The organism is Mesorhizobium sp. WSM4841 (genome assembly GCF_055811515.1).
Genome location: NZ_JBVVQC010000019.1, coordinates 32456 through 48433, shown reverse-complemented (window position 1 = coordinate 48433; position 15978 = coordinate 32456). Strand labels below are relative to the sequence as shown.

General features: G+C 55.8%; 9 protein-coding genes. 5 read left to right on the top strand and 4 right to left on the bottom strand.

What is annotated here, in order from left to right:
* The first annotated feature begins 342 nt into the window (after window positions 1-342).
* From AC0L14_RS21420 to AC0L14_RS21400, 5 genes are read left to right on the top strand one after another with little or no spacing between them, the layout of a single operon-like run.
* Window positions 343-1218 carry a BrxR family helix-turn-helix transcriptional regulator gene (locus AC0L14_RS21420; RefSeq protein ID WP_473750657.1) on the top strand — a complete coding sequence of 292 codons (876 nt, stop codon included), beginning with the start codon at window positions 343-345 and terminating at the stop codon, window positions 1216-1218.
* Window positions 1215-4643: a DEAD/DEAH box helicase family protein gene (locus tag AC0L14_RS21415; protein ID WP_473750656.1), complete on the top strand. Its 3429-nt coding sequence runs from the start codon at window positions 1215-1217 to the stop codon at window positions 4641-4643. Before AC0L14_RS21420 ends, AC0L14_RS21415 begins: the two co-directional genes overlap by 4 nt.
* Window positions 4630-6153: a type I restriction-modification system subunit M gene (locus tag AC0L14_RS21410; protein WP_473750655.1), complete on the top strand. Its 1524-nt coding sequence runs from the start codon at window positions 4630-4632 to the stop codon at window positions 6151-6153. Before AC0L14_RS21415 ends, AC0L14_RS21410 begins: the two co-directional genes overlap by 14 nt.
* The gene (locus AC0L14_RS21405) at window positions 6150-7361 is read left to right on the top strand and encodes a restriction endonuclease subunit S (protein ID WP_473750654.1); all 1212 of its coding nucleotides are present in this window, start codon (window positions 6150-6152) and stop codon (window positions 7359-7361) included. Before AC0L14_RS21410 ends, AC0L14_RS21405 begins: the two co-directional genes overlap by 4 nt.
* A gap of 9 nt (window positions 7362-7370) precedes the next feature.
* Window positions 7371-9461: an AAA family ATPase gene (locus AC0L14_RS21400; RefSeq protein WP_473750653.1), complete on the top strand. Its 2091-nt coding sequence runs from the start codon at window positions 7371-7373 to the stop codon at window positions 9459-9461.
* An 803-nt stretch (window positions 9462-10264) separates the two neighbouring features.
* On the opposite strand, the gene AC0L14_RS21395 is transcribed toward AC0L14_RS21400, so the two are convergent.
* From AC0L14_RS21395 to AC0L14_RS21380, 4 genes are all read right to left on the bottom strand, one after another.
* Entirely contained in the window at window positions 10265-11173 is a 909-nt protein-coding gene (locus tag AC0L14_RS21395) for a hypothetical protein (RefSeq protein ID WP_473750652.1), read from the bottom strand.
* A gap of 325 nt (window positions 11174-11498) precedes the next feature.
* Window positions 11499-12152 (bottom strand): DUF2726 domain-containing protein, encoded by a 654-nt coding sequence (locus AC0L14_RS21390; protein ID WP_473750691.1) that lies wholly within the window; start codon window positions 12150-12152, stop codon window positions 11499-11501.
* A 1040-nt stretch (window positions 12153-13192) separates the two neighbouring features.
* A complete protein-coding gene (locus AC0L14_RS21385) occupies window positions 13193-15154 on the bottom strand; it encodes a hypothetical protein (RefSeq protein ID WP_473750651.1) in 1962 nt (653 codons plus the stop codon).
* Between the two features lie 175 nt (window positions 15155-15329).
* A complete protein-coding gene (locus AC0L14_RS21380; RefSeq protein WP_473750649.1) occupies window positions 15330-15728 on the bottom strand; it encodes a hypothetical protein in 399 nt (132 codons plus the stop codon).
* Window positions 15729-15978 lie beyond the last annotated feature (250 nt).

Genomic DNA, 15978 nt, shown 5'->3' with positions numbered 1-15978 from the left:
TGATATTCTTTTAGGCTGGCGTGCGTCACCCGTCCACCCCCGCTTTGTTTCGGAGGCGTTCACGGAACGTGGTCACCCGATGCGCCAAAACAGGCTCGCGCGCCCATGTAGCTGCGCCGCCGCTGAAAGGCGCGATATATGCGTAGCGCTGGCATGGAGACGCACGGCGTATCAGACACACATGCCCCAGAATGCGCTGCTGCGGAAGACGACGCATCGAGGCACGTCATAGCCCGGCGAGCTCAAAATAAGATGTGGTGGGTGCCTTGACACTCTTCTAGTTATCCGTATAGAAACACGACGGATAAAGAAACACATCTGACGCAGTGGGCGCGGAAATCGATGGTCGGGGCGGACGCAAAGGGATTCCGATGGGGCATCGAGCGTAGGCTCGAGTTCGTCGAATTCCGCCTTTTTTGGGAGGGTGGCGTCAACCGGTCTGACATCGTTAAAGAGTTTGGGGTGTCTGTTCCCCAGGCATCCAAGGACCTCGCCCTTTACCAGGAACAGGCCCCAGACAACATTGTCTATGATCGCAGTGAGAAACGGTACTTTGCGTCCGCTGCATTTCGACCGAAGTTCATCGAACTGGACGCTGGCGCATACCTTGATCGCTTGGCGCCAAGGCCACTGGCAATACTCGGCGCGCCGGAAAGTGCCGGTCAGGGCGCACTCTTTGCAGATAAATTGCCTATCCCCCATCGTCGAGTCGCGTCTGGCGTCCTGCGGACGCTACTAGCAGCCGCGCGCGGAACTCGCTCGATTGAGATCTTATACCAGTCAATGAGCGCTACGCGCCCCGAACCAATTTGGAGGCGGGTGACGCCTCATGCGTTCGCCAGCGATGGGCTGCGTTGGCACACGCGTGCCTATTGCCACATCGACCAGAAGTTCAAGGACTTCATCCTGTCGCGATGCCTCGACTGCCGAAATCCTGGCGACTCTGGGAGCGTCGCTAGTGCCGATCAGTTTTGGAATGCTCATTTTTCAGTGGTCTTGGTTCCCAACCCGAAGCTGACTCCAAGTCAGCAGGGCGTTATCGCGAAGGATTTTGCAATGGTGAATGGGCGCGTTGTCGTACCGGTTCGCCATGCCATGCTGTATTATTTCAGCAAGCGACTGCGCCTCGATCTGGCCTCAAGTGATCCACGAGAAACGCCGGTTGTTGTTACCAATCGTGAGGAGTTTGACTCCGCCCTTGCCGAGGCAACGAGATGAAGTCTCGTAACTTCGAAATCCTTCGCGGTATTTGGCCAGAACTCGCATCTCTCGGCGGCTTTGCCGAGGCGTATGCTCACAATGACCCTGCCAGTGCACTCGTAAAGCTGCGGCTCTTTGCAGAGAACCTCACCAAGGACATCTATCGTGACTTAGGTTTGCCTAAGCCCGAGCACGCGACCTTTGTCGATCTGCTAGGTAATCAGTCCTTCGCGGCTATCACCCCGAAGGTGGTTCTCGACAAACTCCACGCCCTTCGAATTCACGGCAACAAAGCAGCGCACGGTGAGCCTGCGACGACCCGAAGCGCGCTTTGGTTGTTGCAGGAAGCATTCGATCTGGGGCGATGGCTGTTTGTTCAGTATGGCAGAGGCAATGCCGCGGATATTCCGGCCTTCGAGCAGCCGTTGCCAGAGGGGGGTGACGATAGCAAAGGCCAGTTGAAGCGCGAGAAACGGCAGGTTCTTGAAAAGCTCGCTGCTCAGGAAGCTCAACTGGAAACGCTTCTAAGTGAGCTGGAGGCGGCTCGGTTAGCTAGAGCTACGGCCGAAAAGAAGGTCGAAGAGATCCGGGCGTTGGCATCGTCAGGTGCTGCCACGGCAAATCTGCTCGAATTCAACGAGACAACAACCAGAGTCAGGATAATCGACAGCCTGCTGGCAACAGCCGGCTGGAACGTTGCCCTCGGAGCGCAGAGCACAACCGAGGTGGGCAAGGAGGTTGAGGTCAAATACCAGCCAACCGCATCCGGTCTCGGCTTCGCGGACTATGTGCTTTTGGACGATAACGGCAATCCGTTGGCCGTGATCGAAGCAAAAAAGACAGCCGTCGATCCTGAGCGAGGTCGCCAGCAAGCAAAACTATATGCCGATGGCCTCGAGAAGATGCACGGGCAACGCCCGGTTATCTTCTACACCAATGGGTACGACATCTGGATGTGGGACGATGTCCAGGGCTATCCGCCCCGCAAGATTTTCGGCTACTATTCAAAGGACAGCCTTCAGTATCTTGTGAATTTTCAGCGCGCCAGTCGGAAGGCCTTGAACTCGCTAGAACCGAAGGCCGAGATCATCAACCGGCTCTATCAGATTGAGGCGATCAAGCGCGTTTCGGAGCGCTTTTCCGATCGCCATCGCAAGGCGCTGATCGTCCAGGCGACTGGCACGGGAAAGACGCGCGTCGCAATCGCCCTAGCGGAACTGCTCATTCGCGCAGGCTGGGTAAAGCGAGTACTGTTCCTGTGCGATCGTCGCGAACTGCGCAAGCAAGCCAAGAACGCCTTCGGTGACTTTCTATCCGAACCCATTCGCATCGTGAGCTCGCGGGTGAATCAATCGGCAAGTGAACGCGTCTTCCTCGCGACCTATCCTGCCATGCAGAAGGTTTACCAGTCCTTCGATGCCGGGTTCTTCGATTTGATCATCGCCGACGAGTCGCATCGCAGCATCTACAATGTCTATGGTGACATGTTCCACTACTTCGATTGCCTGCAGATCGGCTTGACGGCTACGCCCATTGATTTCGTCTCGCGAAACACCTTCAGCCTTTTCGGGTGCGAAGGCCAATTGCCGACAGCCAATTACGATCTTGAGCAGGCGGTGCACGACGGGTTCCTGACTCCGTTCGAAGTCTTCGAGCACACGACGCAGTTTTTGCGCGAGGGGATCAGGCTCGACATCCTGACCAACGAGCAAATTCAGGAGCTTGAGGAACAGGGCGAAGACCCGGCTCAGTACGATTTCTCCTCAGAGCAGATCGACAAGATCATCTACAACAAGGACACCAACCGGGCCATCCTTCGCAACCTGATGGAGAACGGGCTGCGTGACGCGACCGATCAGCTTCCGGGCAAGAGCATTATCTTCGCGAGGAACCATCAACATGCCGTGCTCATGCGCCAGATGTTCGATGAGATGTATCCGCAGTATGGCGGGCGTTTCTGCCAAGTGATCGATAATTACGATCCGCGCGCCGAACAGCTTATCGACGATTTCAAGGGTGATGGAGCAAACTCCGAGCTCACCATCGCGATCTCGGTCGATATGCTCGATACCGGCATCGACATTCCAGAAATCCTGAACCTTGTCTTCGCAAAGCCAGTCCGTTCGCCTGTCAAGTTCTGGCAGATGATCGGGCGCGGAACACGCCTGAAGCCGGACTTGTTCGGCCCGGGCAAGGACAAGAAAATCTTCCGGATATTCGATCACTGGGGGAATTTCGAACGCTTCGAAATGGGCTACCGGCCGGCGGAACCGACCCAGTCTAAGCCATTGCTCCAGCTTGTATTCGAAGAACGCGTATTGCTCGCTGAGACGGCCCTTCGCATGAGCGAAGTCGCGATCTTCGATGAGGTGATTGAGCTCATCGCGAAAGACATCGAGGCACTGCCGGAGGAGTCCGTGTCGGTGCGGGAAAAATGGCGTGAGAAACGCGCGGTTTCAGTTCCGGCAACGCTCAAAGCCTTCGCGCCCGCCACCGTCGCCATGCTTCGACAGGTCATCGCACCCCTGATGCAATGGCGAAACGTTCGCGGATTGAGCGATGCATATGCGCTGGATCTGTTGATGGCTCGTGCGCAAATCGCGGTGCTGCGAAAGTCCGCTGATGTCGGTGATCTCAAAATCGATCTGCTCGATCGACTCTCCGCACTCCAGATGCACCTCAACCCAGTGCGCGAGAAGGCTGAAGTCATCAAGCGGGTCAAATCTGATGAGTTCTGGAACGGCGTGACTGTCGCCGACCTTGAGGCGGTTCGCAAACCGCTGCGCGAAATCATGCATCACCGCGACCGCCAGGGAGCGATGCCGCTGCCCGCGAAGATCATTGACGTGACGGAAGACGCAGCCGGCTTCCAAACAAATCGCCGGGCGACAAGCCTGAAGACCGTCGACATGAAGGCATACCAGCAAATCGTCGAGGCCGAGCTGACGCGGCACTTTTATACGAACCCGACGCTGAAAAAGATTCGAGCGGGCGAAGCCGTATCCGAGGCCGACATTCAGGCCCTTGTTTCGCTGGTTTTGACCCAAAGCCCGAATGCGAGTCGCGACGTGCTCAAAGAGTTTTTCGCGGACACAGCGCTTCCGTTGGACTTCGCTATCCGGTCAATTGTTGGGCTGGATCCCGAAGCGGTCGGCGCGCGGTTCGCTGAATTCGCGCGCCGGCACCCCAGCCTCACGGCGAAGCAGACACGCTTCCTCGGGTTGCTTCAGAACCACATCGCCCGCTTTGGATCGGTCACGCTGGATCGCCTTTATGAGCAGCCGTTCACCGTGGTGGACGCTGACGGCCTGGATGGCGTCTTCGAAAAACCCGAGGAGATCGATGATCTCCTCGACATCCTAAGCGTCTTCGCGCCGCCCGCAGGAACCAGCGCGGGCAAAGAAGAATCCCTGAAAGGACAAAACACCAATGATTACGGGTGACCTGAAGCGCCGCGTTGATGCCCTCTGGACCGAATTCTGGCAGGGCGGCATCACCAACCCGTTGACCGTGATCGAACAGATCACGTTCCTCATGTTTGCGCGCCTACTCGACATCAACGAAACGCGGGACGAGAACCGCTTGAAGCGGACGGGTAAGTCGTTCCAGCGACGTTTCTCGGACGATGAACTGAACCTGCGCTGGTCGCAATTCCGCCATCTCGGCTCCGATGCCATGCTGCCCTTGGTGCGCGACAAGGTGTTCCCGCATTTTCGGAAAGCCTCGACCAGCGGCACCGCCTTCGCCGAGTTCATGAAGGACGCCCAGCTGATGATCCAGAAGCCGAGCCTTCTGGTGAAAGCTGTCAATATGATCGACCAGCTGCCGCTGACCGAAGGCGACGCGAAGGGCGATCTCTACGAATATCTTTTGAGCAAGCTGACGACAGCGGGCATTAATGGCCAGTTCCGCACGCCGCGCCATATCATCCGGTTGATGGTAGACATGCTTGAGCCTAAGCCCACCGATGTCATCGGCGATCCGTCTTGCGGAACGGGCGGCTTCCTTGTCCAGACGATGCAATATCTTCTGCAAACTTACACATCGCCCGAGGGCGTGCTGGAAGAAACCGATCGAGAAACCGGCAAGACGGAAAAGATCTTCACCGGCGATCTGCTGGAAGCGCACCGCGAACATATCCGCAGCGGCATGTTCTACGGGTTCGACTTCGACGCGACGATGCTCCGCATCGCCGCCATGAACCTGATGTTGCACGGCGTTGACGATCCTGACATCCACTATCAGGACACGCTGAGCGCGGGCTTTACTGACAAATTCCCCGAAGCCGCTGCGGAAGGCTTCAACATCATCCTGGCCAACCCGCCTTTCAAGGGAAGCCTCGACTTCGAGGATGTCCACGCGTCGCTGCTGCGTCAGGTGAAGACCAGGAAGACGGAGCTGCTCTTCCTCGTGTTGATCCTACGCATGCTGAAGAACGGCGGGCGGTCGGCGACGATCGTGCCTGACGGTGTTCTGTTCGGCTCCTCAACCGCCCACGTGGCCTTGCGCAAGCTGCTGCTGGATCAGAACCAGCTGGAAGCCGTGATCTCCCTGCCAAGCGGCGTGTTTAAGCCATATGCCGGCGTGTCGACCGGCATTCTGGTCTTCACCAAGGGCGGGCGCACAGATGATGTGTTTTTCTACGATATCGAGGCAGACGGTTATTCGCTCGATGACAAGCGCGATCCGATAGATGCCAACGATCTGCCTGGTTGTCTTGCCGCATGGCGGGACCGGGATGCAAGACGCGACGCTGATCGGACACAGAAGGCTTTCTTCGTGCCTGCGCAGGAGATCAGAGAGGCGAACTACGACCTGTCGCTAAGCAAGTATAAGGTTCGGCCGCACGTCGCACAGGAGTACGAAGCGCCGGCGATCATTCTGGACCGGATGAAGAAGCTGAACGACGACATCGCGATCGATCTCGCCGACCTTGAGGAAATGCTCGGATGAGTGATGTGGCCCCATCCCCACTAACCGACAAGGCCGACGTAGTTCGAGGCGTCACCTTCTCTAAGGGCGATGCAGTTGCTGAGCCGAGGGAAGGCTATACCCCTGTGTTGCGGGCAGGCAACATTCAGGGACATCTGATCGTGGATAGTGATTTGGTCTATATCCCGGACCAGATGGTATCGGAAAGACAGCGGCTCCGTCATGGCGATATCGTCATGTGTACGTCCTCGGGTAGTGCCGAGATTGTCGGGAAAACTGCGTTCGCTGATCAGGATTGGAGCGGATCGTTCGGTGCGTTCTGCGCAGTGGTCCGGCCCAAGGCCGGTAAATGTGATCCTCGATACTTGTTTCACTACCTCCAAACGCCGAAGTTTCGTGACTGGACACGAAACTCTTCCGGGGTTGGCATTAAGAACATCAGGAAGTCGGAACTCGACTCTTATGAGATACCGTTCCCTAGCCCGGATGAACAACGCCGGATCGCGACGATCCTCGACAAAGCGGACGCCATCCGCCGCAAGCGCGAACAGGCACTCGCCCTGGCGGATGATTTTCTGAAGTCGGTATTTCTGGAGATGTTTGGCGATCCGGTAGCTAATCCGAAAAATTTTCGAATGCTGCCCTTTTCCGCACTACTTACGCGCATTGATAGCGGTCATAGTCCAAGATGTGAAGCACGCCGAGCCGAACGAGGGGAATACGGTGTGCTGAAGGTCAGTTCAATTTCTTCAACGGTTTTCAGAGAAGGCGAAAACAAAGCCGTCCTTGATGGATACAGTCCGAATGCGAACCACCTGATAAAGGCCGGTGATCTTCTGTTTTCTAGGAAAAACACCTACGAACTAGTCGGAGCGGCGGCTTTGGTGGAAAGCGAAGTCAGTAATCTCGCGATGCCAGATTTGATTTTTAGAATTGTGAATAATCCGAAGAAAGTGACCAAAGAGTTTCTGTGGGCGATGCTTGTTCATCCTTCTATGAGAACGAAGCTCCGGAGCATTGCTAGCGGTGCTGCGGCGTCGATGCCGAATATCGGCAAAGGGCGGCTACTCGAATTATGTGTTCCGATCCCCGACTTGTCGCTTCAAAAGGAATTCGGCGAGTGCTACCGGCGAACTCGAGTTCTCCATCGTAATGTGTCCCAGCATCAAGAGGATGCGGCACGGTTGTTCGACACGCTCTCCCAACGCGCCTTTCGCGGCGAACTGTAGGATCGCCACATGCGCCTAAGCCGGATTGAGATCGAAAACTTCAAGGGGATCGGCACCGCGCAGATGATCGACCTGAAACCGATCACTTTGCTGTTCGGCCCGAACAGCGCCGGCAAGAGCACGATCCTGCAATCGCTGCATTACTTACGCGAAATCCTTGAGCGTCGGAATGCCGACCCGGATCAGACTATCGCCGGCGGGCTGATTGATCTGGGAGGCTTTGCGACGCTTGTCCATGGGCACGACCTAAGTCGGACCATCATAATCAAGATAGTGATCAACGATGTGGACGGTTACGCTTCGGAGCGGCTGCCCCTGAATTCAGGTGCTTCTCTAAATGCTGCGGAGTTCGAAAGCCTGCCGATCCGCTACCTTGTGGGTGAGAACACTGACCTGAAGGACTACGCGGTGGTGCAATCCATCGGCGTCAGCCTGTCGATCTCGTGGAGCGATTTGCTGGTCGGCCCATATGTTTCGGCGATCACCGTGATGATGGACGATTACGATGTCGCCACGCTCACGTCACCGGCGCAGACAGGTCAGGCGATACTATCGAAGATCAACTTCGATCATCATCTGTTCCGCCGCTTTCGCGACGCGGATGAGCTGCCGGACCCGGAAGAGGAGCTGTCCAAGTATCCCCTTGCGGACGAGATCCTCGATCTGTCGCGGCAGATGTCCAGAGTCAACGAGTTGCAACCGCATGACTACCGCGTTGGTGTGGAAACAGTTTTGGGTGCGCTGCCGGACTTGAACAGGCCGCTGGTGAGCGACCTGCGGGACCCGGAAGTCAAGAAGTTCGAGTTGGAGAGCAAGACGCCCCGGGTGCGCGGTCTGAACGCGCTTCTGGATGAAGTGATTGTGGGCCCTCTGCGACTGGTGCGCGATTATCTCAACGCCATGACATATATCGGGCCGTTGCGCGAAATTCCGAGCCGCAAGTATCGCCCGCGCCTTTCGCCCGATGAATCACGCTGGGCGCAGGGCCTGGCCGCTTGGGACCTGCTCTATACTGACCATTCGGGCAAGTTGTTAGATGAGGTCAATGCTTGGCTGGGCGGCGAAGACAGGCTGAAGACCGGCTATCGGCTTGAGAAATTACAGTTCAAGGAAGTTCCGGTTCCTGGCCGGTTTCACCAACTTTTCGAGCGCGGGGTTTCCGAAGACGATCTTGGCGAGTTGCAAGAGCTTTACGCCACGCTGGGCGGACGAACAGAAATCGCCCTGCTCGATTTTGACAAAGGCATCATCGTCGCGCCAAGTGACGTGGGCGTCGGCATATCGCAAATGATCCCAGTGATCGTGGGCTGCCTTCGAAGCCAACAGGGCGTTTTTGCAATCGAGCAACCGGAGCTGCACGTCCATCCGGCCATTCAGGTCGGCCTGGGCGATCTGTTCATTCAAGCGGTTCAAACGCGCGAAAGCATCGTCGGCGCGGGTAAGACCCTGCTTGTTGAAACCCATAGCGAGCACATCATGCTGCGCCTTCTTCGGCGCATTCGCGAAACGACCGAGAATGAAGTGCCGCCCGGTGCGATTGGCCTTTCGCCAGAAGACCTGTCGGTGATCTATGTGGAAAGCGGCGATGACGGCGTGCGCTTCCGCCCACTCCGCGTCGACCGCGAGGGTGAGTTTCTTGACCGCTGGCCGAAGGGGCTTCTTCGAAGAGCGCGCCGAGGAGCTATTTTAATGCTCTCGGAATACGCCGTCGAACCCGCCGCAATTGGCGCAAACTGGGAAACGTTTCGATTTTTGATTGAGAAGTTCGGGGTCGATAAAGGTCGGCTAATTTCGCGATTGCCGACCAGGTGGGAGAAGAAGGTCATTCAAGCTGCGAAGGATGCAGGGGTGCCAGATATTCGGATGGCCAGCATCGTCGAACGTTTACGCAGCACCAAAGTCAGGGTTGCAGATTTTGGTCGGGCATATGTCCACGAGGCAAGCTGGATCGAAAACGCTATTCGCGAGCACGGCCTGAAACCGTTCCGCGCTATAATCTACAGTGGGGGGGAGAAGCCATGTGCTGACTCGATTGTCCCCGATGAATGTTCAGACGACAATGGCCTGTTCACGGCGCGCCAATCAGTCGGGATGTCTTAAGAACGGCCGCCAACATTGCTGGTGCCGTGTTTCCGCTCGCCATGGTCGCCCGTGAGATCGATATCGTAGATCCGTATTTTGATTTGCGGCTGGCGAAAGGTGACTTCATAGGACCCCTGTCGGCTCTGCTTGCAAGCCTTGCTGCTTCAGGACCCGCAACAAGAGTTGTGAGAGTTCATTTCAAGACGCATAAATCTCGCCCGCCGGATCACATTGTTGCGCGGGATGCACCTGGCCAAACAAATGGCATGATCCCCGCTGGACACACGTTGGAGCTATATGAGTGGTCCGAAGTTCCCGGAGGTGAGGATTTCCACGACCGCTTCTTTCTCACGGAGGTAGGTGGTTTGATGATTGGCCCCGGCCTTGCAGCGGTAGGCCCGGCAGAGACTGCAGCCTTCACTCTTCTCGACGTCAGCCACGCGCAGCAACTACGCGGTCGATTTTCAATAACCTCAACGGTTTATACCAGAGTTGGGTCAGCAGTCCGGATCGATACCAGTGGCAAAGCAGTCCTCTTCTAAGCTCCTGCGGTCACCGCGCGGTCACCATTTCCCAATTTCTCTGTGGTTCACTCCATTTCAAAGGGATATCCCCGTTTAACCCCCTTCAAAGCAGTGAATGCCGGAGAACGCGCACTCTTACGGAGCCGACCGTATTGCCGGCAACTCTGTTGAACTGCTTAGACGGCTCAATTTACGCTTGCCAAACTGGTGCGACACAGCGATTGCACGTCGCGTTGAACTGTAGTCTACCCCTTGGCTGGGTTCCGGCTTAGGCGGTCACGTAAACAGGCGCACGAACTAGTTCATATCGATTTTGAAGGTGTCTTTCGTGGCCGTCCTCGGTGTCATTCCGAAAAGTCGGATTACGTGAGGCATTACCTTTGGCGCGTTTTCTTGCCCCTCAAGAGCATAAAGTCGCGCGGAAATCGAACTCGCAAATTCTTGGCGATCTATGAAAAATTGAGAGGCGTCATCACTGCGGAACGGAAAGGGACGTTGACCGTCAAGGATGTTGCGCACTTGGGAGTTGCTCAAACGATAGAGCCCGGCGGCGATGTGGCCGAACATTGCCAGGCCCTCCTGGTCTACGCGGTCCACAAACTCCTCAAGCCAATCGAGATAGAATTCCACATTGCACTTGTAGGTTAAGCCCGAGTGGCAGTTAGAGACTATCTGAACTTGGTTGACGTCCAAATGCCCTCGTAGTGGTAGGATCAGCTTGCAGACCCTCGGATCGCCGAGCACAAGCAACCCCCCAAAGGCCGCCGCCGGATTACGCGGAATGGCTCTCCTAATCATCATCGCCACGTCTTTAGGCCGACTCATCGGATCTCCATCGATCAACGGAGAGAAGCTGCAATAGTCGATGACAGCTGTCGAAACGATGCCAACATCATCGTCGAGGAGCATGAATGGATTGAACGCGCAAGCGACATCGCCGCCCAGAGCGGTCACCATCCCTTTGACGTGTTCGAAAACCTCTTTTCGTCGGTCTAATGGAGCCGGCAGGAAGTATTCATTGTAAAGCGCTTTAAGGCTTGGCAACTCCATTTCGCTTCTGAAGATACCGTGCCGAAGAATTTCACAGGTCATCAAATCGTCAAAAGTCTTGAGCGTCCTCACCCGCACTTCGGGGTTATCATTTTGGACCACATCCAGGAAGGCACGAGGATCCTTTGTAAGGAGCAATTCCGTCGTTTGATCCATGCCAACTTCTCCAAAGAAAGTCTGCCGCCCCTTCTGTGAGGTGTTGTCGTTAGATGAGGAGCTTGCGGCCGGGCAAGGCGATACGCCTATTGCTCCGCCGGATCTTACGAACTACCGAGTGGTTCTTCAACTTCCCGGAATTGGGTCCCGACTCAACAGGGTTACGGGGAGGTTATCCCCGTGGTTACACGCGCGATCGTTTGAAATGGCGTGCTGCCCTTGGACATGGCGGCAAGTCGGCCCTGAGCGCAATAGCCGATACCTCGTTGGGGGCGATTCCAACCCGCATAGTGTTGAGCTCTACTCAGAGTGGCGTAGCAGATTTTCAGCCGTCTTTTGGCTTGTCTACAAGTTTCTCGACCAGCCGCCTGAGCTCGGAAGGGGTAGTGTGCCCGGCAACAACCTCGTGATAACCGATACCTGCCCTTCGTAGGGCCTCCTTCTTGACAGCATCGCGCGCTGCGGCGAGACCCTGGTGATGGGCGGCGCCTTGGTATTCGATCGCATGTCGAGGCTGGCAGTCCTCGTTCACTAGAAGCAAATCGACTCGTTTCGAGTTGATGCAGCGGTAGGCGTCCGCGTCCTTGCTGCGCAGAATTTCGCCTAACGACACTTGTGCCATCACCTGCCATCCGGGATTGCAGCTTATCACAATGCTGTCGAGCTCCCGGAACACGCGCGCTTCGCTCTTGCTGAGGAGCGGCTGTATCGTGAAGTGAGCGCCCATAACGATGCGCAACTGATCGGCAGCATCGGGTTGTTTGGGCGGGACTGGATCAGGCTTCGGCGCCAACGGCCCGTTATCTATTTTGCTCCAATCGCGCTTCCTCTCCCAGCGCCAACGATTCTTTTCCCGCCATGCCTGCCGTCGTGTTTTGGAACGGAAACGCTCGACGGTCATACCAGCAAAGGCGCCAACCAAGAGGGCGACGATCAGCAGATATGGCTCTTCGATTAGACTAACAATCTCAGGCGGCATGCCGGTAATCTTACTGAACGGCTTCAACGCGTGCTCGCGCGGCGCGCGGAGGCCGGCCCGGGGCCACGCATATAGTAGAGTTCCGGCCGGTAGCGCGGTGCAACGAATTCGCGAAAGGCCGATGCCAAGTGAGTGATCAAGGCCCAATGTTCCATGACACAATCTTTCCCTTGGGTCACTCTTAGCCGTTTCCTGTAACTGCAAGACGCCGCTGCAGGAGGCTGTTCGTTTCCGATATTTGTCTGCGCTACGACGACTGTTCCGCCGACCGAGGGCGTATGGGCAGCGGCCGCATCTTTCAGAAATGCTGTGCGCGACCACATCCACTGTCTCGCGGCCATGGAGGCGCTCCCTATGACCCTGTGACGCCCGGCGGACATGATGCCAAAGTCCGCAACTCCGTCGCCGATACGGTCTCGGATGATGGACCGCTTGAACAAAAGACCGAATCGGATTGGGTCGCAGTCAAAAACTCCCACGAGGTGACGGACGACCAGAAGGCTAGCCCCAGGGCGGCGGCCAAAAACGCTGCGGGAAGGCCGAACATACGCGACATCATTGTCCCAACCTCACACGCCGGTATCGATGTGGAACAGCGTCTTGCGCCCGGCATGTCTGAAGTGTTGGAAGCAAGAACCGTGCCACACGAAATCGCAAGGCTGCATTCCCCGCTGGGATACCAGATCCCAGCGGCCTATGCCGGGGTCATAACCGCAACCGGCTCCGACTGCGCTGATCGAAGGCTCCGCGCCTCCGCCGGTTCCTCCGCGCCGCCCCATGGCGTAATAGAAACTGCCAAGGCTCTAATCGACGCTGGATGACAGTTCCGTGGCAGGTCAGGGCGATTCCAACCTGCCTTTGGGCGACCTCTACCCGCCGAGCGCCCGATCACCCGACGCAACCTTCAGGACCATTGACCATGTCGAGTGGTGCCGGTTCACACGCGACCTCACGTTCTGCGCCAGGGAAGGCGCGAAAAAGGCTTCCGTCGTGCAATCGAAGAAGTTATTCTCGCAGTTTTTACACACCAGTCTCGCCTCCTATTTGACGCCGCCAGAAACCAACAATGCTGGCGGGGTCGTAGAGAGTTTCGCTTGGATCGCGACTCCGCCTATTTCCTGGGACGGGAGCTCCACATGCATGTCAAGGTGTCGGGCCTTCTCCACGTGTTCAAAGTTTCCCTTTAATTCAGGAATGAATGGCGTTGCCGAAATCAACAGGGGCTTGAGCAGGTTTAGGCCCTGACAGGCCAAAGTCATATTGGTGCTCTTTAGCAAGAACTCCGTTGGTCCTGGGTTCAATTGAAGCGGGAACTTGATCTCAGCGACATTGAAGCCAATCGTACTGGCCCCTTCCAAGGAATTAAGTTCTATTGTTGACGATATCGGAATACTTGTATTTGGAACAGTTGCGTCAAAAGTCTGTCTCTCGGTCCACGGAGCTTGACAAGTGAGGTGACCCACTATGTCGAGCGGTGTGAACTTTAGAGAAACGTCTGCTTTTACCTGTCCTGTAGCGCCTACGGTAAGGTCAACTCGGCTCAGATCGTTTGCCAGCTGAAAACTCTCCAAGCATACACCTAACTTGCCGCGCCCTTGAAACGATCCATCCAAGTTCGCGAAATTTCCTGTTCTAGCAATTCGCTTGAGCGCCTCCTTGCCGGTTTCGCAAAGCGCCCTCTCCCCCGCCTTCTCTGCTTCGCATTGCACTCTCTCCTGGGTCTTGAGCCGCTCGCAGTCCGCCTTCCTAAGAGCGTAGTCAGCGTCGTAAATTTTATTCTGGGCGGCCTTATTAAACTCGCATGTGGGATCATTACCGTGTTGAACGCAGCCTCCGCTTACTACCACCTTTCCGAAGACCTTGACCTCCGGGCGATATAGAATGCATGCACTGCAATCCCGGTCGTCGTGGCTCCTCGCAATCGTGCAGTCTCTCGTCGGCGAGCAATCTCTAGTTGGCGTGCAGTCGACACCCGTCTCATCAGGGAACTCTACCTTCTGAGAAAAGCTCTGCTTCGCCACGTCTACGTCTCCGCCGACGCAAAATGAGGCTTGCCGAATTGCGTCGTTTACGGCGAAAGCAACTATGTCCTTTCGGATCGCTACCCAGATCTCGGAGGGGGCCTTTTCAATTTCGAAGGCTCGTTGGATATGAGCGCCGAATACCTCTTTAACGAATTCAAAAGTTGACTGAACCGAGGTTGGAGAGCCCGGAACAAAGTTCAAAGGGACAAGCTGGGCGATGCCCATAATTTGCGAGTCATCAATTAACGAAACGACGCCATACAACTTTATCGGAGGTGTAATGTCATCTGCCCGAAGTGTGAACTTTCCGTTGACTGCGGTGTCATTGGTGGTGATCACACGGGACAAATTCGACTTATCGACCATGACTGTCGGGATATTTACAGTCATGATCGGCATCTTGGATATAGCGCCAGAAATGTTATCGGAATATCGGTTCAGAAGCCGAGCGATGAGGTCGCCGGCGGGAGTGACATCGTATTTCCCGGCAACTTCAACGGACGCGACCTCCACCGTCCCAATATATGGGAGAAGCTGCAGCGGTAGCACGGTGCTGCCGCTATCCTTTTCTAACGTGCTGCTAGTGATTCCGCAGTATACGACGATCTTGCCACGAATATGCGGTGCCAGTGTGCCCAGGAGGGTTTGATCGGCCGGACCAGCGTCGTTGGAGACGAACGTCCTGTCGAAAGTGATCTCAACTTTGAGCAACTGTCTATCGGTTGAGAGTGAAACATCAGTAACTCCTTGCTCTGTAAGGTCTTTGGACTTTATCACCGCCTCAACGGCGGAAAGAGATGTACCAAACGCAACATTTGGCGTGTTCAAGGTGCGCATTGCCTCGGCCGCAGAGTCGACTGCTTTTTGCCTCTGATCGTCCAGGGAAATGGGAGGGAATTTTTCGGCCACATATTTAGCCAACGGGTCGGAGCAGCCTGCAAGAACTATGCAAATCAGTAACGTAAGAGCCCCTCTCATCGTAGCCTCCTCAAAAAGGTTGCACAGATTATTTCTTAGTCTGGAATCTTGTTTTCGATCTGTTAGATATCAGCGCAGTACATGGCCCTTTGCAGTGGCCCGTTATCTAACAATATATCATACAGGGCGCGCACGACGTGTCTCAACATGGCATCTACAATTCAGATGGTCGAAGTCAGAAGTTGATTTCGGGGAACCTGTGGGCGATTGACTCATCTGCGGTTCCTCGCAATCTGGTTTTCGCAGTAGCGCCGCCCGCCCTCAACTTTCCCCCGATTGCAAAGTCACTTATTCCAGGAAGATCGAACGCCGCACGCCCACAGAACCGACCGAGATTCTTGATCTGTGTAAACGGCCAAACGATCCACCAATAATCGAGGCAAGCGGGTCCTCCGCCAATGTCGGCAGCCAAATACACCCGGCCGGAAAGATTGACGTTCCAGTACACGTCAACGCTGGTTCCTGGTTCAATCCAAAAGGTGTCGTAGTCCTCTGCCATCACTGAAAGCTCAGATTTCAAAAATACTACGATGGCGACCGCTAGTAGCGCCCTCTTTTGTCGATACTTGCTCATTTGGTTCCCTCGCGCCTGTCCTGTTTCCGCTACCCAAGAGCTTTGCGGTAACATATCGGTCGTCACTGCTGGGACTTGACACTCGTGAGCAGCGACAGGCGGGAATTCCTGAGTCTCGAGTCTCTCGCCCCGCCAGTACCCCGGTGAACGCAGTATCGTTAAGAGCATACCGGGCCAAAGAACCTGGAACACATGGCGTCTACTCGTCCGGATGCGAGTGTAGCATGTTCGCCAAGCGGGGCATAGTTTC

Excerpts from the sequence above, each read along its gene's own strand:
- AC0L14_RS21420 (WP_473750657.1), top strand. The coding sequence starts at position 343 with ATGGTCGGGGCGGACGCAAAGGGATTCCGATGGGGCATCGAGCGTAGG.
- AC0L14_RS21415 (WP_473750656.1), top strand. The coding sequence starts at position 1,215 with ATGAAGTCTCGTAACTTCGAAATCCTTCGCGGTATTTGGCCAGAACTC.
- AC0L14_RS21410 (WP_473750655.1), top strand. The coding sequence starts at position 4,630 with ATGATTACGGGTGACCTGAAGCGCCGCGTTGATGCCCTCTGGACCGAA.
- AC0L14_RS21405 (WP_473750654.1), top strand. The coding sequence starts at position 6,150 with ATGAGTGATGTGGCCCCATCCCCACTAACCGACAAGGCCGACGTAGTT.
- AC0L14_RS21400 (WP_473750653.1), top strand. The coding sequence starts at position 7,371 with ATGCGCCTAAGCCGGATTGAGATCGAAAACTTCAAGGGGATCGGCACC.
- AC0L14_RS21395 (WP_473750652.1), bottom strand. The coding sequence starts at position 11,173 with ATGGATCAAACGACGGAATTGCTCCTTACAAAGGATCCTCGTGCCTTC.
- AC0L14_RS21390 (WP_473750691.1), bottom strand. The coding sequence starts at position 12,152 with ATGCCGCCTGAGATTGTTAGTCTAATCGAAGAGCCATATCTGCTGATC.
- AC0L14_RS21385 (WP_473750651.1), bottom strand. The coding sequence starts at position 15,154 with ATGAGAGGGGCTCTTACGTTACTGATTTGCATAGTTCTTGCAGGCTGC.
- AC0L14_RS21380 (WP_473750649.1), bottom strand. The coding sequence starts at position 15,728 with ATGAGCAAGTATCGACAAAAGAGGGCGCTACTAGCGGTCGCCATCGTA.